The organism is Rhodomicrobium vannielii ATCC 17100, assembly GCF_000166055.1.
Taxonomy (GTDB): domain Bacteria; phylum Pseudomonadota; class Alphaproteobacteria; order Rhizobiales; family Rhodomicrobiaceae; genus Rhodomicrobium; species Rhodomicrobium vannielii.
Map to the genome: position 1 here is coordinate 776,703 of NC_014664.1, position 22,591 is coordinate 799,293.

Below are 22,591 nucleotides of genomic sequence, written 5' to 3' on the forward strand. Positions count from 1 at the left end.
ACCTCTCAGAACTTTGCAAAGTCTTTTCAGTTCTCTCATGGGATACTCATAGTCCGACCATGGGAGAAGCCAATGGACACATTAGCGTCTGCGCCCTCCATCAGCCTCGACGACAAGTATCGCGTCGATCAAGGCCAGGTCTTTGTCACGGGCGTGCAGGCTCTTGTCAGGCTTCCGCTTCTCCGCCGCCAGATCGACGTGGCCATGGGCCTCGACACAGCGGGTTTTATCTCCGGCTATCGTGGTTCTCCGCTCGGCATCTACGACAAGCAGCTTTGGCAGGAGAAGAAGCGCCTCGCCGAAAGCCACATCGTGTTCCAGCCGGGCGTGAACGAGGAACTCGCGGCGACGGCCGTATGGGGTAGTCAGCAGGCATCGCTTTTCCCCGGCGCGCGTCATGACGGCGTGTTCGGCATCTGGTACGGCAAGGGGCCGGGCGTGGATCGCTCCGGCGACGCCTTCAAGCACGCGAATTTCTTTGGCACCGCGAAAAATGGGGGCGTGCTGGCGCTCGCGGGCGACGACCACTCGTGCAAATCCTCGACGCTGCCGAACCAGAGCGATTTCGCCTTCGCGGACGCCGAAATTCCCGTGCTCAGCCCCGCCGACATCGCCGAAATCATCGAATTCGGCATTAAGGGCTTCGACCTCTCGCGCTTCGCGGGGCTTTGGGTCGGCCTGAAAGCCATCTCCGACACGATGGACGCAAGCGCAACCGTGCGCATCGATCCGCTGCGCTACCGTTCGTTCGCGCCGTATGGCGTGGCCGAGCCGCTCGGCGGGCGCAACGCGCGGCTTGGCCGGACGCCGCCTGAGCAGGAGGAAATCCACCGCCATTTCCGCCTTCCGGCCGCGATGGCCTTTGCGCGCGAAAACGGCTTCGACCGTCTCGCCATCGACAGCCCCGCCGCCCGCTTCGGCATCGCGGCTTCGGGCAAGGCCTATCTGCATGTGCGGCAGGCGCTGCGCGATCTCGGCCTTTCCGACGCAGAAGCGGCGGCGCTCGGCCTTCGCGTGTACAAGATCGGCCTCGTCTGGCCGCTGGAGGATCACAGTGCGCGCGCGTTTGCGAACGGCCTCGAAACCGTGCTCGTGGTGGAAGAACGCCGCGACATGATCGAGCATCAGCTTCGCGCGGCGCTTTATGGGCTGCCGGACGGACGCCGCCCGCGCATCCTCGGCAAGCGCGACCTCGACGACCGCCCGCTCATAAGCGACGTGCTCGACATCGACACCGCGCATGTGACGCGCGCGATCCTTCGCGTTCTGCCGGAAGCGATGAAGACGCCGCGCATGAAAGCCGCCGAGGTGCGCCTCGCGGAGGCCGCGCAACAGGCTGCCGCCGCGCCGATCCATCTGCGCACGCCGTATTTCTGTTCCGGCTGTCCGCACTCGACCTCGACGAAGGTGCCGGACGGAAGCCGTGGCATGGCGGGCATCGGGTGCCACTATCTCGCCACCATGATGAACCGCAACACCGACGTTTACACCCAGATGGGTGGGGAGGGCGTGCTGTGGGTTGGTCAGGCGCCGTTCACCGACGAGACCCACGTCTTCGCCAATCTCGGCGACGGCACCTATTTTCACTCGGGCAGCCTCGCGATCCGGCAGGCCATCGCGGCGGGCGCGAACGTCACCTACAAGATCTTGTATAACGACGCGGTCGCCATGACCGGCGGCCAGCCGGTCGACGGCCAACTCACCGTGCCGCAGATTGCGGCCCAGATGCGCGCCGAGGGCGTTTCCCGTATCGCCATCGTGAGCGACGATCCCGACCGCCACCGCCGCGACCCCGTGATCCCTGCGGGCACGAGTTTCGACCACCGTTCGCGGCTCGACGCGGTGCAGCAGGAACTGCGCTCCGTGCCGGGCGTGAGCGTCCTCATCTACGATCAGGTTTGCGCCACCGAGAAGCGCCGTCGCCGCAAGCGCGGCCTTATGGAACAATCGGATAGGCGGCTGCTTATCAACACAAGCGTCTGCGAAGGTTGCGGCGATTGCTCCCGCGCCTCCAACTGCCTTTCGGTCGAGCCGGTCGAGACCGAGTTCGGCCGGAAGCGCAGAATCAACCAATCTACATGCAATCAGGACGCGACCTGCGTCGATGGGTTCTGCCCGAGCTTCGTGTCGGTTTACGGAGGCACGCGCAAACGCGCGCAGGCGGCGCACGCGTCGCCCAACATGCCCGATCCCGCGCTGCCCGCGATCCCCGAAGATGGCTACAACATGTTGATGACGGGCATCGGCGGGCTCGGCATCACCTCGCTTGCCGCGATCCTCGGCATGGCAGCCCATCTCCACAGCCGTCAGGTTCGCGTCGTGGATCAGATCGGCCTCGCGCAGAAGGGCGGCGGCGTCTATTCGCACCTGCGCATCGGCGAGCCGCAGACGGAGCTTTTCAGCCCGCGCATCGGTGCGGGGCAGGCCGATCTCGTGCTGGCGGCCGATATCGTTGTCGCGCACGGCAAGAACGGCCTGCCGATGATGAGCGAGGCGCGCACCGCCGTCGTTGCCGATCCGCGCATCACGCCGACCGCCGAATTCGTCCGCGACAACGCCGTCGCCTTCGATGTGCCCGCCATGACAGCACGGCTCGCGAAGCGCGCCCGCGCGGTCCACGAATGCCCGGCGCAGGCCATCGCGGTCGCGCTCGTCGGCGACGCGATCTTCGCCAACATGGTGCTGACGGGTTTTGCCTGGCAGAAGGGCCTTATCCCACTCGAACGCGGTGCGATCCTGCGCGCGATCGAGCTGAATGGCGCGAGCGTCGACGCGAACAAGCGCGCCTTCGCGTTCGGCCGCGAGGCGGCGCTCTGGCCCGACCGCATCGCGGCGCTGCTCAATCCCGCGCCGAAACTCGCACAGACGCTCGACGACCTCGTCGGCCTTCGCGCAGCCGAACTCGCCGCCTATCAGGATGTGGCCTATGCCGCGCGCTATCTCGCGTTCATCGACCGGGTCCGCGAGCGCGAAATCGCCGTCGCGCCGCAAAGCGAGGCGCTGACCCGCGCGGTCGCGCAGAACCTCTTCCGGCTCATGGCGATCAAGGACGAATATGAAGTCGCGCGGCTCTACACGGACGGCGCCTTCGCGGAGCAGATCAGCGCTGAGTTCGACGGCGACGTGAAACTCAAGTTCCATCTTGCGCCGCCGATCTTCGGCCGCCGCGATCCCGACACCGGGCAACTCAAGAAGATGACCTTCGGGCCGTGGATGCTGCCGGTGCTGCGCGTTCTCGCCAAAGGCAAGCGCTTGCGTGGAACGTGGCTCGACCCGTTTGCGCGGCTCGCCGAACGCAAGGTCGAGCGCGCGCTTCTCGCCGACTACGAGGCGCGTATCGAGCGGCTCCTGCCATCGCTGACGCGCGCCAATCTGAGCCTCGCCGCTGCCTATGCCGCCGTGCCGGACATCATCCGCGGTTTCGGCCATGTGAAGGAAGCCAACATCGCGAAGGCAACGGCCCGTTATGCCGAGCTTGAAGCGGCTTTCGCAACGGACGGACAGACGCGGAAGGCCGCCGAATAGCCGTTCCGCCCTGTTGACAGCAAGCCTCCCTCAAGCGCCTCATTATAGAAAACAAGAGCGGGAGGACGTCATGGCCAGCTATCGCGGTCTCGATTTCGGGCTGGGCGAGGAAGCCGACATGCTGCGCGACAGCGTGCGCGCCTTCGCCGACGACAATATTGCGCCGCGCGCGGCCGAGATCGACCGCTCGAACGCTTTCCCGCGCGATTTGTGGCAGCCCATGGGCGCGCTCGGCCTTCACGGCATCACGGTCGAAGAGGAATGGGGCGGCGCGGGGCTCGGCTATCTGCATCATTGCATCGCCGTCGAAGAGGTGAGCCGGGCGAGCGCGAGCGTGGGGCTTTCCTATGGCGCGCATTCCAATCTCTGCGTGAACCAGATCCGCCGCAATGGCGCGGACGAGCAGAAACGCCGCTACCTGCCGAAGCTTATCTCCGGCGAACATGTCGGCGCGCTCGCAATGTCGGAGGCGGAGGCCGGGTCCGATGTCGTGTCGATGCGCACGCGGGCCGAGAAGCGCGGCGACCGCTATGTGCTGAACGGCACGAAGATGTGGATCACCAATGCGCCGCACGCCGACGTGCTCGTGGTCTATGCGAAGACCGACCCCACCGCCGGGCAGCGCGGTATCACAGCGTTCCTGATCGAAAAGGGCATGCCGGGGTTTACCGTCTCGCCGAAGCTCGACAAGCTCGGCATGCGCGGCTCAGACACGGCCGAACTTGTCTTCGAGGATTGCGAGGTGCCGGAGGCGAACGTCATGGGCGGCGAGGGGCGCGGCGTCTCGGTGCTGATGTCTGGCCTCGATTATGAGCGCGCCGTGCTTGCCGCCGGACCGCTCGGCATCATGCAGGCGGCGCTCGACATCGTGCTGCCCTACATCCACGAGCGCAAGCAGTTCGGCAAGCCCATCGGCACGTTCCAGCTCGTGCAGGGCAAGGTTGCCGACATGGCGGTCGCGCTGAATTCGGCCCGCGCCTACGTCTACGCGGTCGCGCGCGCCTGCGATCGGGCGCAGACGACGCGCGAGGATGCTGCAGGCGCGATCCTCTATGCGGCGGAAGCGGCGACGCGCGTCGCCCTCGACGCGATCCAGCTTCTCGGCGGCACCGGCTATATCAACGACACGGCGACGGGGCGGCTCCTGCGTGACGCGAAGCTGTACGAAATCGGAGCGGGCACGAGCGAAATCCGCCGCATGCTCATCGGTCGCGAGCTATTTGGCAAAATGTGATTTGATGTCATTTTATGTGTAATAGCCACCAGCGGACAGGTTGCCAATTTTGCTCGATGTGATACAGTCTGGCAAAATGGAGGATGAAATGGCGCGCAGAAAAAAGGACGAACGGCCGGATGGCGCGCCCTCGCGGGGGACCGGCTTCGAGGAAGCGCCGCAGGCTCCGTTCGTCGCGGACGACACTGAAAAACCAGGCTTCGGGGCCGCGAACCGCCTGCGTCTGACGCTTGGCCCCGGCGGCCGCGTGGTGATACCGGCGGCGCTTCGCGAAGCGATGCAGGTGGAAGAAGGCGACGCGCTTCTCGCCTGGCTGGAGGATGGCGAACTCCATGTGTTGAGCCCGCGCGTCGGCGCGAGACAGGCTCAGGCGATGATGAAAGGACTGCTTGGAAGCGGTCTCGCCGACGACCTCATCAAGGACCGGCGGCGTGAGGCGGAGGCGGAAACGCGTGGCTAGAAAGCGCACATGTGCCCGCGCGCCACTGCCGAGGCGCCGCTGATGTGCGCTGCGATCGTGCTCGACGCCTCGGCCATCCTCGCGCATCTCGGCGGCGAGCCCGGCGCAGACCGTGCCGAGGCTTTTTTCGGAAACGCCGCGATGTCCTCCGTGAACCTCTCCGAGGTGGTGGCGAAACTTCAGGAGCGCGGTGCCGACATGCCGCTCGTTCGCGCGGCGCTTTACCGCTACGGCCTCGAAATCGTGCCGTTCGACGAAGACCTCGCCTTTCGCGCGGGCGCGCTGCGCGTTGCGACGAAGGCCTTCGGCCTTTCGCTCGGCGACCGCGCTTGCCTTGCGCTCGCAGAAAAACTGCGCCTGCCGGTGCTGACCGCCGACCGGACATGGCGCGACATCGCTCTTTCGGTGGAGGTGCACGTCTTGCGTTAGGGCCGCCCGTTTTCGGAACGGCTCCTCGATACTATTCGGATCGTCTTGCGGTGAAGTCGCGTTCCGCCTGTGCGGGACGAATCCAGGAGCGGGCATGGCAGTCTTGAACAGCGTCATCGACAGGCGCTCCGCAGCTTTCCGGGCGAATGCGGAGGCGATGACGGCTCTCGTCGCGAGGCTTCGCGAAAAGGCCGCGCTCGCGCAAGGTGGCGGCGGGGCTGAGGCATGCGCGCGGCACGTCGCGCGAGGCAAGCTTCTCGCGCGGGACCGCATCGCGCTGCTTATCGATCCGGGGTCGCCCTTCCTCGAAATCGGAGCGCTCGCCGCCCACGGTCTTTATGGCGGCGACGCGCATGCGGCGGGGGTCATTGCGGGGATCGGGCGCGTGTCGGGCGTCGAATGCATGATCGTCGCCAACGACGCGACCGTGAAGGGCGGCACCTATTATCCGCTGACGGTAAAGAAGCATCTTCGCGCGCAGGACATCGCCCGCGCGAACCGGCTGCCGTGCCTCTATCTCGTCGATTCGGGCGGTGCGTTCCTGCCGATGCAGGATGAGATCTTCCCCGACGAGCGCCATTTCGGCCGCATCTTCTACAATCAGGCGCAGATGTCGGCGGAGGGCATCCCGCAGATCGCGCTCGTCATGGGGCCGTGCACGGCGGGCGGGGCCTATGTGCCCGCGATGTGCGACGAGAGCGTCATCGTGAAGGGTAACGGTACGATCTTTCTCGGCGGTCCGCCGCTCGTGCGCGCCGCGACCGGGGAAATCGTCACGGCGGAGGAACTCGGCGGCGCGGACGTGCATGCGCGCCAGTCCGGCGTCGTCGACCACTATGCGGAGAGCGACGCGCACGCCATCGGCATCGCGCGGCGCATCGTGTCGCGGCTCAACCGCACGAAGCCCGCGTCGCTCGACATCGCGCCGCCCCGCGATCCGGCCTACCCGGCCGACGAGCTTTACGGCATCGTCGAAGCCGACGCGCGGAAGCCCTACGATGTTCGCGAAATCATCGCTCGCCTCGTCGACGGCTCCGACTTCGACGAGTTCAAGGCGCTCTACGGTCCGACGCTCGTCTGCGGTACGGCGCGCATCCACGGGTACCCCGTCGGCATCCTCGCCAATAACGGCATCCTGTTTTCCGAAAGCGCGCTGAAGGGTGCGCATTTCATCGAACTCATGGACCAGCGCGGCATTCCGCTCGTCTTTCTGCAAAACATCACGGGCTTCATGGTCGGCCGGAAATACGAGGCGGGCGGCATCGCCAAGGACGGCGCGAAACTCGTCACGGCGGTTTCGACGGCGAGCGTCCCGAAATATACCGTCGTCATCGGCGGCTCATATGGGGCGGGCAATTACGGCATGTGCGGACGCGCCTTTGGCCCGCGCTTCCTGTGGATGTGGCCGAACGCGAAGATCTCCGTTATGGGCGGTGAGCAGGCGGCGACCGTGCTTGCCATCGTCCGGCGGCAGGCGCTGGAAGCGAAGGGCGCGACGCTCGGCGAGGCGGAGGAGGAAGCGTTGAAAGCGCCGATCCGCGCGCAGTTCGAGACACAGGCCGATCCGTATTACGCCACCGCGCGGCTGTGGGACGACGGCATCATAGATCCCGCCGACACGCGCATGGTGCTCGCGCTCGCGCTTTCGGCGGGGCTCAACGCGCCGGCTGAGCGCGGTCGCTTCGGCGTGTTCAGGATGTGAGGCAGACATGACGCTCCGGCCCTTCGCATCGCTTCTCATCGCCAATCGCGGTGAAATCGCCTGCCGCATCGTGCGCACCGCCCGCCGCATGGGGCTTCGCACCATCGCCGTATACTCGGAGGCGGACGCCCGCGCGCGCCATATGAAGGCGGCCGACGACGCGCGGCTGATCGGGCCTGCACCCGCCCGCGACAGCTATCTCGACATCGGCCGCATCATCGAGGCCGCCAAGGCGAGCGGCGCGGAGGCGGTGCATCCCGGTTACGGCTTCTTGTCGGAGAAGGCTGCGTTCGGGGAAGCCTGCGCGGAGGCGGGGCTCATCTTCGTCGGGCCACCCGCGTCAGCCATCCGCTCGATGGGTTCGAAGGCTGCGGCGAAAGCGCTGATGGAGGCGGCGGGCGTGCCGGTCGTTCCGGGCTATGGCGGCGCGGCGCAAGACGCGGCGGCTTTCGCGCGCGAGGCAAAGCGGCTCGGCTTCCCGGTGCTCCTTAAGGCGGTCGCAGGCGGCGGCGGCAAAGGCATGCGTATCGTTCGCGCGGCGGATGAACTGGAAGTCGCGCTCACGGCCGCGAAGCGCGAGGCGGCGGCGGCTTTCGGCGACGACACGCTGATGATGGAGCGCTTCGTCGAGCGGCCCCGCCACATCGAGGTACAGATCTTCGCGGACTCGCATGGCAACGTCGTCTCGCTGTTCGAGCGCGAATGCACGCTTCAGCGCCGCCACCAGAAGGTCGTCGAGGAAGCGCCGTCGCCCTCGCTCGATGACGCGCGACGCGAGGCGCTCTGCGACGCGGCGCGAAAAGCGGCGGCGGCCATCGGCTATGTCGGCGCGGGCACGGTGGAATTCGTCGCCGACGAGACGAACGCGTGGTTCATCGAAATGAACACGCGCCTTCAGGTCGAGCACGCGGTGACGGAGGCGATCACCGGCCTCGACCTCGTTGAATGGCAACTCCGCGTGGCCATGGGCGAGACGCTGCCGCTGCGGCAGGAGGAAATCGCGCGCGCCGGGCACGCAATCGAGGCGCGCATCTATGCCGAGGATGCAGACGCGGGCTTCTTGCCGTCCACCGGGACCATCACGCAATGGCGCGCGCCGCAAGCGGGGCAGGGGCTCCGCATCGATACCGGTTTCGGCGCTGGCGACGAGGTCACGCCGCATTACGATCCGATGCTTGCGAAGCTCATCGCGCACGCGCCGACCCGTGCCGCTGCGCTCGCCCGGTTGCGAGGCGTGTTGTCGGGCTTCGAGATCGCGGGTGTAGCCACGAACGTGGCTTTTCTCGCGCGGCTTCTCGGCGAGGGCGCGGTCGCGGCGAACGCGATCGATACCGGATATATCGAGCGCGAGCACGCTGGCCTCGATGCGAGCCACACGCCCGGCGCCGTGCATCTCGCGGCGGCGGTGGCAGCGATCCTTTCACGCGAGGCGGACGAAACGCGCCGCGATCCGGCCGATCCGTGGTCGCCATGGGTGGCGGGCGCGGCATGGGTGGCAGACGCGGCATGTGTGGCGGGCGCGGCATGGGCGCTCTTCGGCTCGCGCGGCCGCGTTTTCGAATTTCGCGGCAAGGACGGCCATGCGTTCACCGTCCGCCTCGAACAGAGCCGCAACGGCATGACGCTCGCCGTCGAAGGCGAGGCCGCGCGGTTCGCGTTCGAGCGCGAGCGCGGCGATCCGCATCGTTTTGCGGTGACGCTCGGCGGCGCGCGGCGAGCCATCGGCGCGGTGTATGGCGACGGCGCGGTAACGGTTTTCGACGGCCCGCAGCCGATCCGCCTCGCGCCCGTCGATCCTTTCGCGGCGGAGGCGACCACGCATCACCACGGCACGGGCACGCTCGCGCCGATGCCGGGGACGGTGCTTACGCTGCTCGCTGAGCCGGGCGCGAGCCTCGAAGCGGGCGCTCCGATCCTCATCCTCGAAGCCATGAAAATGGAGCACACCGTGCGAGCGCCGTCGCGCGGGCGCGTTGCGCGCTACGCCGTCGCCATCGGCGATTTCGTCTCCGAGGGCGCGGCGCTGATGGAGTTCGAGGCCGAGGAGGCGCGCGATGGTTGAGCAGGTGCGCATCGTCGAGGTGGGGCCGCGCGATGGCCTGCAAAATGAGGCGGCGGTGCTGCCGGTCGAAACGCGCGTCGTCTTCATCGAAAAGCTGATCGCGGCGGGGCTGACGACGATCGAGGCGGGCAGCTTTGTCTCGCCGCGCCGGGTGCCGCAAATGGCCGACACGGCGGTCGTGCTGAAAGCCTTTGAGGGCCGGCGCGGCGTGTCGTTGCCAGTGCTCGTGCCCAACATGACCGGGCTTGAGGCTGCGCTTGCGGCGGGCGCGCGGGAGATCGCGATCTTCGGGTCGGCTTCGGAAAGCTTCTCGCGGAAGAACATCAATTGCTCGATTGCCGAGTCCTTCGAGCGGTTCGCGCCCGTTGTCGAACGTGCGCGGGCGGAAGGTGTGGCGGTGCGCGGCTATGTGTCTTGCGTGCTCGGATGCCCCTATGAAGGCGCGGTGCCGCTCGCGCGCGTTGTGGATGTGGCCAAAAGGCTCTTCGCGCTCGGCTGCTACGAGGTTTCGCTCGGCGACACCATCGGCGTCGGCGCGCCGAACGCCGCGCGCGCCATGCTGCGGGCGGTGGCGGAGTGCGTGCCGATGAAAAGCCTCGCCGTCCATTTCCACGATACCAAGCGGCAGGCGGTCGCGAACATATACGCGTGTCTTGAAGAGGGCGTCCGCGTGATCGACAGTTCGGCGGGCGGTCTCGGCGGATGCCCCTATGCGCCCGGTGCTTCGGGGAACGTGGCGACGGAGGACGTGGTTTATCTGCTCGATGGCCTCGGTTTCGAGACGGGCGTGGATCGCGCCGCGATCATGGAAGCCGCGCGATTCGCTTGTGAGGCGCTCGGCAAAGGCGGCGTGCCGCGACGCGCGCCATAAGGCGACCCTTTTGCCGCCGATTACGACTTGGCTCGAAGACCATGGCTGCCGATATGTCAGACGGCATGACCAGCAACCGTTGAACCGGCTTCGCGATAGGATCATGCTCCGCAAAATGTCGAAGCGAGGCCCCGTTTGACAGAGGCGATCTCGCTTGACGAAGAAATCCGAGGAGACCCGCTTTGCAAAGTTTTCGCTGGGAAGACCCTTTCCTGCTCGATGACCAGTTGTCGGAAGAGGAGAGGCTGATCGCGGATTCGGCGCGCGCCTACTGTCAGGAGCGATTGCAGCCGCGCGTGCTCTCGGCCTATCGCGAGGAGCGGTTCGACCGCGAAATCTTGACGGAAATGGGCGAACTCGGCCTTCTCGGGCCGACGATTCCTGAGGAATTCGGCGGCGCGGGCGTGAGCCATGTCGCCTATGGGCTGATCGCGCGCGAGGTTGAGCGCGTCGATTCCGGCTATCGCTCGGCGATGAGCGTGCAATCGTCGCTCGTGATGCATCCGATCCACGCCTATGGCACCGACGCGCAGAAGAAGCGCTGGCTGCCGGGGCTGGCGCGCGGCGAAATCGTTGGCTGCTTCGGCCTCACCGAACCCGACTCGGGGTCGGACCCCGCCAGCATGCGCACTCGCGCCGTGAAGGTCGACGGCGGCTATCTGCTTTCCGGCCAGAAGATGTGGATCACGAACAGCCCCATCGCGGACATCGCGGTCGTCTGGGCGAAGTCCGACGCGCATGACGGCAAGATCAAGGGCTTCGTCGTGGAGCGCGGCACAAAGGGGTTCTCGACGCCGAAGATCGAGGGCAAGCTCAGCTTGCGCGCGTCGATCACGGGCGAAATCGTGCTCGACGAGGCCTTCGTGCCGGAGGAAAACCTGCTACCGGGCGCGAGTGGTCTCGCCGGTCCGTTCGGATGTCTCAACAAGGCGCGCTACGGCATTGCATGGGGCGTTACCGGCGCAGCGGAATTTTGCTGGCACGCCGCGCGCGACTACACGCTAGCGCGCAAGCAGTTCGGTCGACCGCTTGCCGCGAACCAGCTCGTCCAGTTCAAGCTGGCGGGCATGCAGACGGAAATCGCGCTCGCACTGCAAGCCGCGCTTCGCGTCGGCCGCATGCTGGACGAAGGCACCGCCGCGCCCGAGGCGATCTCGCTCATCAAGCGCAACAACTGCATCAAGGCGCTCGACATCGCGCGGCAAGCCCGCGACATGCATGGCGGCAACGGCATCGCCGACAGTTTCCACGTGATGCGGCACATGGCGAACCTCGAAACGGTGAACACCTACGAGGGCACACAGGATGTGCATGCGCTGATCCTCGGTCGCGCGCAGACCGGCATTCAGGCGTTTACGGCATGAGCGGCGGCGGTCAAGACAGGATGAGCGGCGGGGATACGGGAGCAGCGGGCCGGCCGAAGCCGGGGCCGCTCGCTCATCTGCGCGTGCTCGACCTCAGCCGGGTGCTGGCGGGGCCATGGGCGAGCCAGCTTCTGGCGGATCTCGGCGCGACCGTTTTCAAGATCGAGAAGCCTGTGGAAGGCGACGACACGCGCCGCTGGGGGCCGCCATTCCTTAAGGACGCGAGCGGCGCGGATACGAGCGAGAGCGCGTATTACCTCGCGGCCAATCGCGGCAAGCGCTCGGTCGCCATCGACATCGCGAAGCCGGAGGGGAGCGCGCTCGTTCGCCACCTCGCTGCCACCTGCGACGTGTTCCTCGAAAACTTCAAGGTCGGCGGCTTGGCGAAATACGGCCTCGATTACGCGGCGATTCGCGCCGTGAAGCCGGAAATCGTCTATTGCTCGATCACGGGCTTCGGACAAACCGGGCCTTACGCGGCGCGCCCCGGCTACGATTTCATGATTCAGGGCATGGGCGGGTTGATGAGCCTCACGGGCGAGCCGGACGGCGAACCCATGAAGGTGGGCGTCGCCTTGGCGGACGTCTTCACCGGCATGTATGCCAGCGTGGGCGTGCTCGCCGCGCTCGCCCATCGCGACCGCACCGGCGAAGGGCAATATATCGACCTCGCGCTGCTCGATGTGCAGACCGCCGTGCTCGCCAATCAGGCGACGAACTGGCTTGTCGGTGGCGTGGTTCCGCAGCGGCTCGGCAACGCGCATCCGAATATCGTGCCGTATCAGGCTTTCGAGACGCGCGACGGCCATGTGATCGTCGCCGTCGGCAATGATGCGCAGTTCACGCGGTTCTGCGCGGCGGCGGGCTGCGAAGCTTTGGCGAGCGACGCGAAATTTGCGACCAACGTCGCGCGCGTGCGCCATCGCGAGGAGCTTGTCGCGCTCTTGAAGCCGCTCCTCGCGGCCCGCGGCAGCGCGGACTGGATCGCGGCGCTCGAAGCGGCGGGCGTGCCGTGCGGCCCGATCAACGACGTCGCGCAGGTCTTCGCGCAGGAGCAGATCCGTCATCGTGGCATGTCGGTGCGCATGAAGCACCCGGCGGGTCCGGTCGATCTCGTCGGCAATCCGCTGCAACTTTCGGAAACGCCCGTCGCCTACGACTGCGCGCCGCCGCTTCTTGGCGCTGACACCGAGCGGACGCTTCTGGACATCGGCCTTGATGCCGACGCGATTGCGGCGTTACGCGACAGCGGCGCGATCGGCGGATAAGGACAGCAATCGGCGCGGTACACTCCGGCCGCGCAAAAAACCGCGAGGTTTCCCTCGCGGTTTGCGATCAATCCGGCCACATGGGCTTTGCCTTTCGGGAAAAGGAAAGAACCGCCGCATCGTTGACCGATGCGGCGGGATTGTTTCAAATCTGGCGGAACTTCTTGGCAAGTAACCCGGCCACGAGACCGCCCGCAGCGGCGGCTGTCGCGACCTTCACCGGGCCATAAGTCCGCACGGCATATTCGATCTGCCGTCCAATGTCGTTCACGGTTGCTGGCACCTGCGCCTGAAAAGCTTGAACGGGACGTTCGAACGCTTCACTTACGCTTGGTGTCTTCTCCCTGGTAATTCCATAGGCCACGAATGCTATCAGCAATCCAGCTGCGGTCAGGACTCCAGCCATGATCGCCGCCGAAGTTACCGGATCGTTGCTCCGGGAGGTTAACTCCCAGAAACCCGCCAACAGCGCGAAGACGATCGCCCCAAGAAACGCCGTCCCCGCTACTGAAAGCACGAGATACCTCGTGACCATAGTTTTCGCGTAATCGCCCACGCGCCGACCCGCTTCGCCGACGGCCAATAGCCTCAGAGCTGCTCCAAACATGGGCGTTACTCCTTCAGCGAGTGAGAAGAGCGCCGACGAGGAAGCCGACGCCAGCTGCGATGAGGGTGGCCTGCACCGGTTTGTCGCGGATCTGCTTTTCGACGTCGCCGATGTTCTGCTGCACGGTGTCCTTGACGCCCGTGAGCTTGTCCTGAGCGTATGAGCCGTATTTATCGGTGAGTTCCTTCACCTGCGCGCGAAGATCGTCAATCTCGTTCTTGCTTTTATCAGCAGCATAGTCCGTGGTGGAGTTGATCTCGTGGATACTTTCCTTGGCCATGGTGGAGTTTTCCTTTCGAATTGTCCGTGTCTAGTTCGATCACCTTGTTCCGCTCGGATATTTCATTTGAGTGGGGGTGATCTACTGCCGGGCAAATCCGTGCCCGTCTGTCATTCGGAGAACGCGCCCATGCCATGAGCGTTCCACTCCCTTTGTCGGGTAATGCCGCCGTCATGGACCGATTGCGGACGATTCGGGGGCAGAACGATCGTCGGTCGTCGGGATTGGTTGCAAAGCCGTTGCATAACCGCCGCCGATTCAGCGGAAGTCTCTTGTAGCGCTCAAGACCGCGCGCCATCTTCTGCACGTCGTGAAAGCCAAAAAGGATTCGCAACATGGCCGACGCAGAAAAATATCTTGCTCATGTGAAGAAATACGTGAGCTCTCCCAACGAGGACGCCGTCGCCTCGATCGTGCGCCATCTCGGCATAGCGCTGCGCAACCGCGATTCGGCGCTCGTATCGGGGACAGATCCCGAAGAATTGAAGCGTGTCCGCGAAAGCTGGCTCAAGAAGAAGCTTGCGCTCACCGAGAGCGACGAAGCGCTCGACGCCGCCATCCAGTCGCTGATGGACAAGATGAAGGGCGACCGCTCGAAGGAGCGCGTGACGGTCTATTACATGCTCGCCGAACACTTCGGAAAGCTGGAAGGGCTCGTGAAGCCCGCCGCTGCCCCCAAAGCCGCGAAGGCCGAGGCAAAGCCCGCCGCTGCGGCGAAGCCTGCGAAATCCGCCGCGAAGAAGTAGGGCGACAGGCATCCGAAAACGCGGCGCGCGAGTCCTTGTCGTCAGTCAGGCGGCGCGTTATCGGAGATCGCAGAGCGTCCGCTATTCGAGGCGGATCGATTTCCGGCCGGGCGGGATCGCGCAACAACGATCCGCCCGGCCGATATGCATGGGTTTCCCGATCAGGCGGGTTTGACTTCCTGGATGGCCTCGAAGCCTTCGAAATGCGGTCCTTCGAGATAGAAAACCTTGCGCTCGCCCGCGCCCTGATGCGCCGCGCGGAAGCTTTCCGAGCGCGTCCAGTCCTCGAAAGCCTGCTTGCTCGCCCAGATGGTGTGCGAGACGTAGAGCGTGTGGTCCTCCGCCTCCGGTCCCTTGAGAAGGTGGAACGCGACGAAGCCCGGCTCGCGATTGATGTGGACGTCGCGCTTGATCCAGACGCCTTCGAAATCCTGTTCGCTTCCCCTCTTCACCCGAAACCGGTTCATCGCAACAAACATATATCGTTCTCCTTCCGAGGCTGGACCCTGAGGCCGGGCGCGCCGATATGACGTGCGAATACGCTTCGCCCATCTGGATTTAGGAGGACTTCCGTGGACTACAATCTCGAAGGCAAGCTTGCGTTTGTGACCGGATCGACCAAGGGCATCGGCAAAGCGACCGCAGAGCTGCTTCTAAGGGAAGGCGCGCGCGTCATCATTCATGGCCGCTCGCGCGAAACCGTGGAGCATGCAAAGAAGGATTTGCCAACGGCGCACGCGGTTTACGGCGACCTCGCGAACAAGGCGGACGTCGACCGGATCATCGAGGACGTGAAGGCCATCGGCGACGTGCAAATCCTCGTGAACAACGCCGGGATTTTCCAGCCGAAGCCGTTTCAGGACATCCCGGACGAGGATTGGCTTCGCTTCTTCGATGTCAACGTCATGTCGGGCGTGCGCTTCTCCCGCGCGTTGCTCCCGCCGATGCTGCTGCTGAACTGGGGACGGATCATCTTCATCTCGTCCGAGTCCGCGCTCAATATTCCGGTGGAGATGATCCATTACGGCATGACGAAAACGGCGCAACTCGCGATTTCGCGCGGTCTGGCGGAGCTGACGAAAGGCACGCAAGTGACGGTGAATGCGGTGCTGCCCGGCCCGACCTCGTCGGAGGGCGTGATCGACTTCGTGAAAGATCTGGCGAAATCCGAGGGTAAGGATGAGAAGGCCGTGGAAGCCGACTTCTTCAGGACCGCGCGGCCGACCTCGCTCTTGCAGCGCTTCGAAGACCCGCTTGAAATCGCGCAAACGGTCGTGTTCCTCGCCAGTCCGCTTTCGAGCGCGATCAACGGTGCGGCGCTTCGCGCAGATGGCGGCGTGTTCAAGTCGATTTTCTAATCGACTGACCCGCGTGGCGTTTCTAAAAACCCCAGCGCAGGCATCGGGCCCGCTTGCGCCCGAAGCATATATGCTGCGTACAGACATCGATCCGCCCGCGTCCGCAGCTGCAATTGTTGCAGCCGTCGAACCATTCAACGCATAGTTTCGGGCACTGGCCGCCGGAAGCAGAGAACCGCGCGAGCCATGGCCCGCGACTGCCGCCTTCGCCGAGCGAGGCGGCCTCCGCCAAAAACGAAGGCGCCGTCACGATCATCAGCGCGGCTGTTGCCGCAAGCCACGCTCGCATGTTCAGTCCCCCTCGTTGCGGTTGCTTATCGCATTGTTGCAGTGACGCATCAGCCCTAAGAAAAACGAGAGCCCCGCCCACGCTCTCTTTCTTTTTAGTCATTTCAAGCATAAAACTGTTTCATATTAAGAAAAAGTAGCCGAGCGTTTTTATGAGTATCGATGAGTTGAACGGCGAGCGCGTCATAGACAGGTCGGGCGATATCGATCAGCGGCCGCCCGACGAAATTGGCCTGTCATCCTTCAGCGTTGTCCCGTATCGGCGCGCGGCACTGGCGAGTGTCGTCGCCGTTGATGTGCCGCGCGAAGTCGTGCCTTTGCGAGAGGCTGGCGGTCAGGCTTTATCTGCCGCCGCCTCGACGGCTGAGCGCCTTCAGGCTGAAATCGACGCCACCTATGCGAAGGCCGCCGACCGCCTATCCGCTCTCTCCGATTCCATCGCTGCGCATGAGAAGAAATGCATCGCCCCGAGCCTTGAAGCCGAGATGCGCGAGGCCCGTCTCGCACGACAGACCATCCTCATCGAAAACGGGCCGGAACTCGCCGAGCGCTTGCGCGAGGAGAAGAGCCGTCTTGACGACCTCGACGCGTTCAGGGCGAAGCACCGCATCACGCGCGAGCCGTATTATGCCGCGTCGCCGGTGCTGGGCCTCGGCGTGCTTTGCGCGCTTATCCTCACCGAAGCCATGGTGAACGGCGTGCTGTTTGCCGGGACGAGCGAGCAGGGACTTTTCGGCGGCTGGCTCGAAGCGCTGGTTCTCGCGATTGCCAATGCGGGCGCGGCGTTCCTCATCGGCTATTTCGCACTGCCTCAGCTCAACCGACGATCCTTCATTGCGAAGGCTGGCGCGGGCGTCTTCATGCTCGCGGGCATTGCAGCAATTTTCGCGATCAACCTGTTCGGCGCGCATTACCGCGACTATCGCGAACGCGCCTTCGCCGACGCCATGACGCGCGTGGAAGCGAGCCGCCCGCCTCCTAAGGCAGCGGCTCCGCTTGGCACGGCGAAGCAAACGCTCGTTGCGTTGCCCGCCAAACCCACAACCGAGACGAAGGAGGCGGCGCTTCCTCCGGCCGGATCGAAGAGCGCGGAAGCGGACGCACTTCGCCGGCTCGTCGAAAACCCCTTCCGAATCGAAGGCTTTTCCAGCGTCTTTCTTCTTGTGATCGGTCTGTGCGCCGCCTTGATCGCGGCCGCCGACGGCTACAAGTTCGACGATCCCATTCCCGGCTACGGCCGACGGCATCGAAGCTATCGGCAGGCGCGGGCGGCTACGGCGGCGACGTTGCGTCGAGCGATGCGTCGGGCTGGTGGAGGGGCGACCGCCGCCTTTCAGGCGCTCGACCGCAAGCTCGACCGGCACGCCGCGTCGCTTGCGGATTTGTCCTCGCGTCACGACGCGTGGGCCGCTGAACGCCGCCGCCTTCAGGTCGATCTCGATGACACGGCACGTCGCGCCGAAGCCGAGATCGAAAGTCTTGAACGCCTTTCGAGGCGAACGCTACGGGGGGGATTCATGTATGCGCTGACTTCGAAACCGCTTCCGTCGCTCGAAGTGGAACGCGGCAAATTCCTGGAAACACAGGAGAAGAAATTGAAGGCGTTGCAAAAAGCCGTTCAGAAGGAGAAGGACGAGAGCTTCCGCTTTCTCGACGCAGCTGCCGATGGATTTGAGACCATCCTCGCCGAAGCGGTCCGCACGAGCTTCGAAGGCGCTCGGCAGTCGACGCAAGTTGCAAACGAAGGAGCGGCCGCATGCTGAGATCGGTGCTCGGAGTTCTTCTCATCGCGTGTACCGCGGCGCTCGCGGGTGGTGGCTTCTACGCGGCAGCAAGCCTCAAGGCCGAGATGATTGATCCGGCCACGCTATGCCCCCGCAACGGCGCCACGAGCGCTACCCTGATCCTTATCGACCGCACCGACCCGCTGACGCCGGTCGAGCAGGCCTTCGCAAAAGACCTGATCGCCGCGCATCGCGATGCGGCCGCGCGCGGCGAGCGGATCGCCGTCAAGGTGCTGCGGGAGCGCGAACGCGGACTCGGTGTGGCGCTTGAAACGTTGGTCGATCTCTGCAATCCGGGGGCTGGCGCGGAGGTGAACCCGTTCTTCGAAAATCCGAAGCGGATCGCGGTCCGCTATGAGAGCGCCTTCCTTCAGCCGGTGGAGGATGCGCTGGCCGCACTCGGGCACGAGGGCACGGCTACGGCATCACCCATTGCCGAGGCGCTGGCGCTTGGTGTGCAAAGCCTTGATGTTCAGCCAGAGGGGCTTCTCAAGGTGATCCTGATATCGGACATGATGGAGTACGGACCCGGCGCTTCGGCCTATAATGGCACGCTCACCCCGGCCGCGCTGACCGAGCGTCTGCTGCCGGAGGTAAGGCCCGCGCTCAGCGCCGCGCGAACGAAAGTGGTGCTGCTCCCGCGCCCGCGCTTCGCAAAGCAGCAGGCGTCGGCATTGAAGGTGTGGCGACGGTTGTTTCTGGAACTCTCGGGCCGCGACCCGGATCTGATGCAGCCTTTCGGCTCGGGCGCGTGACGCTTTGAGCATCGCGCTCTGGCGGATCCGTTTTCGTCCACATTGCTGCACGCTCTCAGGCAAACGCACGCGGCTCAAGAGTAGCAACTATTTGATTCCGGTGAGTTTCGAATTTTACGCCTGATAACGGTGCCACGGGTATGAATCATGCAAAAATCACCGCACTAGCAGCCCTCACAAAAGCGGCTCGCGGAACGCGCGCATCTGGCGTCTGACGTCCGCCGCTGCCTCCGCCACATTGACGGCGTCACGAAAAGCGGTCGCCCCCGGCAGCCCCGCGCTGTACCAACCGAAATGCTTGCGCGCGATGGGCACGCCCGCACGCTCGCCGTAATAGTCGAGCATCGCCTCGAAATGCTCCGCCATCGTGTCCAGCCGGACGCGCAACGAAGGTTCGTCAGAGACAGTTTCTCCGCGAAGGGCCGCCGCGACCTGCGCGATAATCCACGGGCGTCCGTAAGCGCCGCGCCCGATCATCACGCCATCGGCTCCGGACGCCGCCAGCGCGCGCACCGCATCGGCCGGAGTGACGATATCGCCGTTGACGATGACGGGGATGGAAACCGCCTCCTTGACGCGCCGCACGAAGCCCCAGTCGGCATCGCCGCCATAGAACTGGCATCGCGTGCGGCCATGCACGGTGACCATGGCGATCCCGCACCCTTCGGCGATCCGCGCGAGGCGCGGCGCGTTGAGTTCGTCCGGGCTCCAGCCCATGCGCATCTTGAGCGTGACCGGCACCGTTACCGCGTTGACCACGGCCTCGAAGATCTTCGCGGCGTGAACCTCGTCGCGCATCAGCGCCGAGCCGACCATATCCTTGACAACCTTTTTGACCGGGCAGCCGAAATTGAGGTCGATAATATCGGCGCCGCGATCCTCGGCGAGACGGGCGGCGTCGGCCATGATCGTGGGGTCGCGGCCAGCAAGTTGCACCGCGAGCAGACCGCCATCGGTCTCCCGCTCCGACATCCTGAGCGTCTTTCTCTGCTGGCGTATGACGGACTTGCTGGCGAGCATCTCGGTGACGACCAGGTCCGCGCCGAACTTCCGGACGATGCGCCGGAACGGCCTGTCGGTGACGCCCGACATCGGCGCGAGAATGACGGGATTTTCGAGCGTCAACGCGCCGATCCGCACGGGCCGCACCCGCGCCGTGCCATCTTTGAAATGCGCCGTTTCATTAAGCATGGGGCATCATCATCGCTTGCCGGTAAATTCCAGTGCGAGGAGCTAAAAATCGCCAGCAGGTTAGCGGTAGTGGGAAACAGCTCGCTTCATAAACGGAGTGCAAGCTAAAATCGGATGGTAAACACTTGGCGGGGCGATAATTAAGCGCGGAGACAAGCGGAATCGCGATGTGTATTTTGGTCAGGAACCCATAGACCACATTCGTTCGGTGCTGCTTGAAATAGAGGGCACTTTTTGAAGGGAAATTCGATGTTCGCACGATTCTTTATGTCTCTGATTTTTGCAATGGCGGTATCCCCGACTTACGCGCAACAGAATTCCGGCATATTCCAAATACTGGACAATTATATTGCAAGTTCCGTTGTATACAATAAATGCGGCTCCAACAACTTGAGATTGAAATCGAAATTTGCGGTGCGTTATATGAATATTATAACCGCGGCAGGAGAAAAGATGCAGAAAGATAATCCGGAGCAACCTGACTCTGTATACGCAAAAACCCTGGAAGATCGATACAACACCGTTGAAGAGCAGACCAAGAACGCGCTCAGCGCGGCTGGATGTGACTCCGATTACGCCAGAAAGATGCTGAGGCTGTATGAGGTTCACGCAAACTAGTGGTCCGATTCCGACATTTGCATCCGTTCGCAGCACGACTCAAATGTCAAATTCGCTCCACTAGAATGCTCCGCTCGGCCCGCCCAGGTGGCGTGGGAGCTTTGCTCGGGCGTGGCGATAGAAGAACCGCGTTTCTGCGGCTCCTCTCTATCGCCGAGGCCGAACTTAACCTCGCGCGAACCGCGCGAACTTAGCCTTCGGCGTGTCGAGCGCGGCGGCGCCGAGGCGGCGCAGCTTGTCTTCCTCATACGCCTGGAAGTTGCCCTCAAACCATTCGACATGGCCGTCGCCCTCGAAGGCGAGGATGTGCGTCGCGAGCCGGTCGAGGAAGAAGCGATCATGGCTGATGACCACGGCGCAGCCGGGGAAATCCTCCAGCGCGGCTTCGAGGCTCGACAGCGTTTCAACGTCGAGGTCGTTCGTCGGTTCGTCGAGCAGCAGCAGGTTGCCGCCCTCCTTCAGCATCTTGGCGAGGTGCACGCGGTTGCGCTCACCGCCCGAAAGCAGGCCCACCTTCTTCTGCTGGTCCGCGCCCTTGAAGTTGAACCAGCCGCAATAGGCGCGGGAGTTTACTTCCTTGGTGCCGAGCTTGATCTGGTCGAGGCCGCCTGAGATTTCCTCCCACACGCTCTTCTTCGGATCGAGCGCATCGCGGCTCTGGTCGACATAGCCGAGCTTCACCGTCTCGCCGACGCGGAACGAGCCGTTGTCCGGCTTTTCATTGCCGATGATCATCTTGAACAGCGTCGTCTTGCCCGCGCCGTTCGGGCCGATCACGCCGACGATGCCGCCGGGCGGCAGCTTGAAATCGAGGCCTTCGATGAGCGTGCGGCCGTTGAAGCCCTTCTTCAGCCCCTCCGCTTCGAGCACGACGCCGCCGAGGCGTGGACCTGTCGGGATCTGGATCTGCGCCTTGCCGACCTGATCGCGGCTAGCTTCCTCCGCGAGCTTCTCATAGGCGGTGATACGCGCCTTGCTCTTGGCCTGCCGCGCCTTCGGGCTCGCCCTGATCCATTCGAGTTCGCGCGCCATGGTGCGCTGCTTGGCCTCGTCCTCGCGCGATTCCTGTGCCGCGCGCTTCGCCTTCTGTTCGAGCCAGCTCGAATAATTGCCCTTGTAGGGCACGCCCTGGCCGCGGTCGAGTTCGAGCGTCCATGTGGTGATCGAATCGAGGAAGTAGCGGTCGTGGGTGACGAGGATCACGCAGCCCGGATAGTCTTCGAGGAAGTGCTGGAGCCAGTCCACCGACTCGGCGTCGAGATGGTTCGTCGGTTCGTCGAGCAGCAGGATGTCGGGCTTCGACAGCAGAAGCTTCGTCAGCGCCACGCGGCGCTTCTCGCCGCCCGAGAGGCTCTCGACGCCAGCATGCGGGGGCGGGCAGTTCAGCGCGGCGAGCGCCTGCTCCACCTGCGCGTCGAGATCCCAGAGATTGTGCCCGTCGATGACGTCCTGAAGCGTCGCCATCTCGTCAGCGGTCTCGTCGGAATAGTTCATCGCAAGCTCGTTGTAGCGGTCGAGCATCGCCTTCTTGTCGGCCACGCCGTCCATCGCATTGCCGAGCACGTCCTTAGACGCATCGAGCTGCGGCTCCTGCGGTAGATAGCCGACGCGCACGCCTTCCGCCGCCCACGCCTCGCCCTGATGCTCCGTCTCGACGCCCGCCATGATCTTGAGCAGCGTGGATTTACCCGAGCCGTTCACGCCGACCACGCCGATCTTCGCATCGGGCAGGAAGGACAGCGAGATGTTGTTCAGCACCTGCTTTCCGCCGGGATAGGTCTTGGAAAGCTTCTGCATCACGTAAACGTATTGCGGCGCGGCCATGGGCTTCTCTTCTTGTGTGCGTCGATGAATGGGTATCCTTGCCTCTTATGTAGCGCGGTTGCGCGCGCTTGTCAGCCTCGGGGTTGGTTCATCCCCGAACGAAACGAAGGGATGGCAATAGGTTCATTGGCAAACAAAATCATTTAGAGTGGATAGTATTTCAGATAGCTCTGGGCAAATTTCGTTTCGATTCATTTCGTCAATTATCATAGATATAGTTATGGT

Annotated in this window: 19 protein-coding genes; 14 read left to right on the forward strand and 5 right to left on the reverse strand. The window is 64.2% G+C overall.

Features of this window, described 5'->3' with window-relative positions:
- Nucleotides 1-72: 72 nt before the first annotated feature.
- The 9 genes from RVAN_RS03470 (at nucleotide 73) to RVAN_RS03510 (ending at nucleotide 12,915) form a co-directional block, all read left to right on the forward strand.
- Nucleotides 73-3,525 (forward strand): indolepyruvate ferredoxin oxidoreductase family protein, encoded by a 3,453-nt coding sequence (locus RVAN_RS03470; protein WP_013418377.1) that lies wholly within the window; start codon nucleotides 73-75, stop codon nucleotides 3,523-3,525.
- A gap of 70 nt (nucleotides 3,526-3,595) precedes the next feature.
- Nucleotides 3,596-4,759: an isovaleryl-CoA dehydrogenase gene (locus RVAN_RS03475; RefSeq protein ID WP_013418378.1), complete on the forward strand. Its 1,164-nt coding sequence runs from the start codon at nucleotides 3,596-3,598 to the stop codon at nucleotides 4,757-4,759.
- Between the two features lie 88 nt (nucleotides 4,760-4,847).
- Entirely contained in the window at nucleotides 4,848-5,219 is a 372-nt protein-coding gene (locus tag RVAN_RS03480; protein WP_013418379.1) for an AbrB/MazE/SpoVT family DNA-binding domain-containing protein, read from the forward strand.
- 9 nt (nucleotides 5,220-5,228) lie between these two features.
- On the forward strand, nucleotides 5,229-5,648 hold the full coding sequence (locus RVAN_RS03485; protein WP_245258029.1) for a PIN domain-containing protein: 420 nt from the start codon (nucleotides 5,229-5,231) through the stop codon (nucleotides 5,646-5,648).
- Nucleotides 5,649-5,742: 94 nt separating this feature from the next.
- Nucleotides 5,743-7,350, forward strand: a complete 1,608-nt coding sequence (locus RVAN_RS03490) for a carboxyl transferase domain-containing protein (protein WP_013418381.1) — start codon at nucleotides 5,743-5,745, stop codon at nucleotides 7,348-7,350.
- A 7-nt stretch (nucleotides 7,351-7,357) separates the two neighbouring features.
- A complete protein-coding gene (locus RVAN_RS03495; protein ID WP_013418382.1) occupies nucleotides 7,358-9,412 on the forward strand; it encodes a biotin carboxylase N-terminal domain-containing protein in 2,055 nt (684 codons plus the stop codon).
- The gene (locus RVAN_RS03500; RefSeq protein WP_013418383.1) at nucleotides 9,405-10,283 is read left to right on the forward strand and encodes a hydroxymethylglutaryl-CoA lyase; all 879 of its coding nucleotides are present in this window, start codon (nucleotides 9,405-9,407) and stop codon (nucleotides 10,281-10,283) included. Before RVAN_RS03495 ends, RVAN_RS03500 begins: the two co-directional genes overlap by 8 nt.
- Nucleotides 10,284-10,465: 182 nt before the next feature.
- Nucleotides 10,466-11,647: an acyl-CoA dehydrogenase gene (locus tag RVAN_RS03505; protein ID WP_013418384.1), complete on the forward strand. Its 1,182-nt coding sequence runs from the start codon at nucleotides 10,466-10,468 to the stop codon at nucleotides 11,645-11,647.
- Nucleotides 11,644-12,915, forward strand: a complete 1,272-nt coding sequence (locus RVAN_RS03510) for a CaiB/BaiF CoA transferase family protein (RefSeq protein WP_013418385.1) — start codon at nucleotides 11,644-11,646, stop codon at nucleotides 12,913-12,915. Before RVAN_RS03505 ends, RVAN_RS03510 begins: the two co-directional genes overlap by 4 nt.
- Before the next feature lie 145 nt (nucleotides 12,916-13,060).
- Here RVAN_RS03510 and RVAN_RS03515 read toward each other — a convergent pair whose 3' ends face one another.
- Together RVAN_RS03515 and RVAN_RS03520 are read right to left on the reverse strand one after the other, a co-directional pair.
- A complete protein-coding gene (locus RVAN_RS03515) occupies nucleotides 13,061-13,471 on the reverse strand; it encodes a hypothetical protein (RefSeq protein WP_155942337.1) in 411 nt (136 codons plus the stop codon).
- A gap of 64 nt (nucleotides 13,472-13,535) precedes the next feature.
- A complete protein-coding gene (locus RVAN_RS03520) occupies nucleotides 13,536-13,802 on the reverse strand; it encodes a DUF883 family protein (protein WP_013418387.1) in 267 nt (88 codons plus the stop codon).
- A gap of 335 nt (nucleotides 13,803-14,137) precedes the next feature.
- Here RVAN_RS03520 and RVAN_RS03525 point away from each other — a divergent pair, with 335 nt between their 5' ends.
- On the forward strand, nucleotides 14,138-14,548 hold the full coding sequence (locus tag RVAN_RS03525; protein ID WP_013418388.1) for a DUF2853 family protein: 411 nt from the start codon (nucleotides 14,138-14,140) through the stop codon (nucleotides 14,546-14,548).
- 161 nt (nucleotides 14,549-14,709) lie between these two features.
- Here the strand turns inward: RVAN_RS03525 and RVAN_RS03530 are convergent, their stop codons facing one another.
- Nucleotides 14,710-15,027, reverse strand: a complete 318-nt coding sequence (locus RVAN_RS03530; protein WP_013418389.1) for an antibiotic biosynthesis monooxygenase family protein — start codon at nucleotides 15,025-15,027, stop codon at nucleotides 14,710-14,712.
- 93 nt (nucleotides 15,028-15,120) lie between these two features.
- On the opposite strand from RVAN_RS03530, the gene RVAN_RS03535 reads away from it, so the two are divergent.
- The 3 genes from RVAN_RS03535 to RVAN_RS03550 all read left to right on the forward strand — a co-directional run bounded on the left by RVAN_RS03535 (nucleotide 15,121) and on the right by RVAN_RS03550 (nucleotide 18,733).
- A complete protein-coding gene (locus RVAN_RS03535) occupies nucleotides 15,121-15,906 on the forward strand; it encodes an SDR family NAD(P)-dependent oxidoreductase (protein ID WP_013418390.1) in 786 nt (261 codons plus the stop codon).
- 440 nt (nucleotides 15,907-16,346) lie between these two features.
- The gene (locus tag RVAN_RS03545; RefSeq protein WP_013418392.1) at nucleotides 16,347-17,957 is read left to right on the forward strand and encodes a hypothetical protein; all 1,611 of its coding nucleotides are present in this window, start codon (nucleotides 16,347-16,349) and stop codon (nucleotides 17,955-17,957) included.
- Nucleotides 17,951-18,733, forward strand: a complete 783-nt coding sequence (locus RVAN_RS03550) for a hypothetical protein (protein ID WP_013418393.1) — start codon at nucleotides 17,951-17,953, stop codon at nucleotides 18,731-18,733. The genes RVAN_RS03545 and RVAN_RS03550 overlap by 7 nt, the downstream gene beginning before the upstream one ends.
- Nucleotides 18,734-18,907: 174 nt before the next feature.
- Here RVAN_RS03550 and dusB read toward each other — a convergent pair whose 3' ends face one another.
- Nucleotides 18,908-19,924 (reverse strand): tRNA dihydrouridine synthase DusB, encoded by a 1,017-nt coding sequence (dusB, locus tag RVAN_RS03555; RefSeq protein ID WP_013418394.1) that lies wholly within the window; start codon nucleotides 19,922-19,924, stop codon nucleotides 18,908-18,910.
- Nucleotides 19,925-20,173: 249 nt separating this feature from the next.
- Here dusB and RVAN_RS03560 point away from each other — a divergent pair, with 249 nt between their 5' ends.
- Nucleotides 20,174-20,542, forward strand: coding sequence for a hypothetical protein (locus RVAN_RS03560; RefSeq protein ID WP_013418395.1), 369 nt, complete (start codon nucleotides 20,174-20,176; stop codon nucleotides 20,540-20,542).
- A 165-nt stretch (nucleotides 20,543-20,707) separates the two neighbouring features.
- Here RVAN_RS03560 and ettA read toward each other — a convergent pair whose 3' ends face one another.
- A complete protein-coding gene (gene ettA / locus RVAN_RS03565) occupies nucleotides 20,708-22,366 on the reverse strand; it encodes an energy-dependent translational throttle protein EttA (RefSeq protein ID WP_013418396.1) in 1,659 nt (552 codons plus the stop codon).
- Nucleotides 22,367-22,591: the final 225 nt, after the last annotated feature.

Coding starts and splice junctions, on each gene's coding strand:
- RVAN_RS03485 (WP_245258029.1), top strand. CDS start 5,229: ATGTGCCCGCGCGCCACTGCCGAGGCGCCGCTGATGTGCGCTGCGATC.
- RVAN_RS03495 (WP_013418382.1), top strand. CDS start 7,358: ATGACGCTCCGGCCCTTCGCATCGCTTCTCATCGCCAATCGCGGTGAA.
- RVAN_RS03475 (WP_013418378.1), top strand. CDS start 3,596: ATGGCCAGCTATCGCGGTCTCGATTTCGGGCTGGGCGAGGAAGCCGAC.
- ettA (WP_013418396.1), bottom strand. CDS start 22,366: ATGGCCGCGCCGCAATACGTTTACGTGATGCAGAAGCTTTCCAAGACC.
- RVAN_RS03550 (WP_013418393.1), top strand. CDS start 17,951: ATGCTGAGATCGGTGCTCGGAGTTCTTCTCATCGCGTGTACCGCGGCG.
- RVAN_RS03545 (WP_013418392.1), top strand. CDS start 16,347: ATGAGTATCGATGAGTTGAACGGCGAGCGCGTCATAGACAGGTCGGGC.
- RVAN_RS03500 (WP_013418383.1), top strand. CDS start 9,405: ATGGTTGAGCAGGTGCGCATCGTCGAGGTGGGGCCGCGCGATGGCCTG.
- RVAN_RS03520 (WP_013418387.1), bottom strand. CDS start 13,802: ATGGCCAAGGAAAGTATCCACGAGATCAACTCCACCACGGACTATGCT.
- RVAN_RS03490 (WP_013418381.1), top strand. CDS start 5,743: ATGGCAGTCTTGAACAGCGTCATCGACAGGCGCTCCGCAGCTTTCCGG.
- dusB (WP_013418394.1), bottom strand. CDS start 19,924: ATGCTTAATGAAACGGCGCATTTCAAAGATGGCACGGCGCGGGTGCGG.
- RVAN_RS03470 (WP_013418377.1), top strand. CDS start 73: ATGGACACATTAGCGTCTGCGCCCTCCATCAGCCTCGACGACAAGTAT.
- RVAN_RS03530 (WP_013418389.1), bottom strand. CDS start 15,027: ATGTTTGTTGCGATGAACCGGTTTCGGGTGAAGAGGGGAAGCGAACAG.
- RVAN_RS03510 (WP_013418385.1), top strand. CDS start 11,644: ATGAGCGGCGGCGGTCAAGACAGGATGAGCGGCGGGGATACGGGAGCA.
- RVAN_RS03525 (WP_013418388.1), top strand. CDS start 14,138: ATGGCCGACGCAGAAAAATATCTTGCTCATGTGAAGAAATACGTGAGC.
- RVAN_RS03560 (WP_013418395.1), top strand. CDS start 20,174: ATGTTCGCACGATTCTTTATGTCTCTGATTTTTGCAATGGCGGTATCC.
- RVAN_RS03480 (WP_013418379.1), top strand. CDS start 4,848: ATGGCGCGCAGAAAAAAGGACGAACGGCCGGATGGCGCGCCCTCGCGG.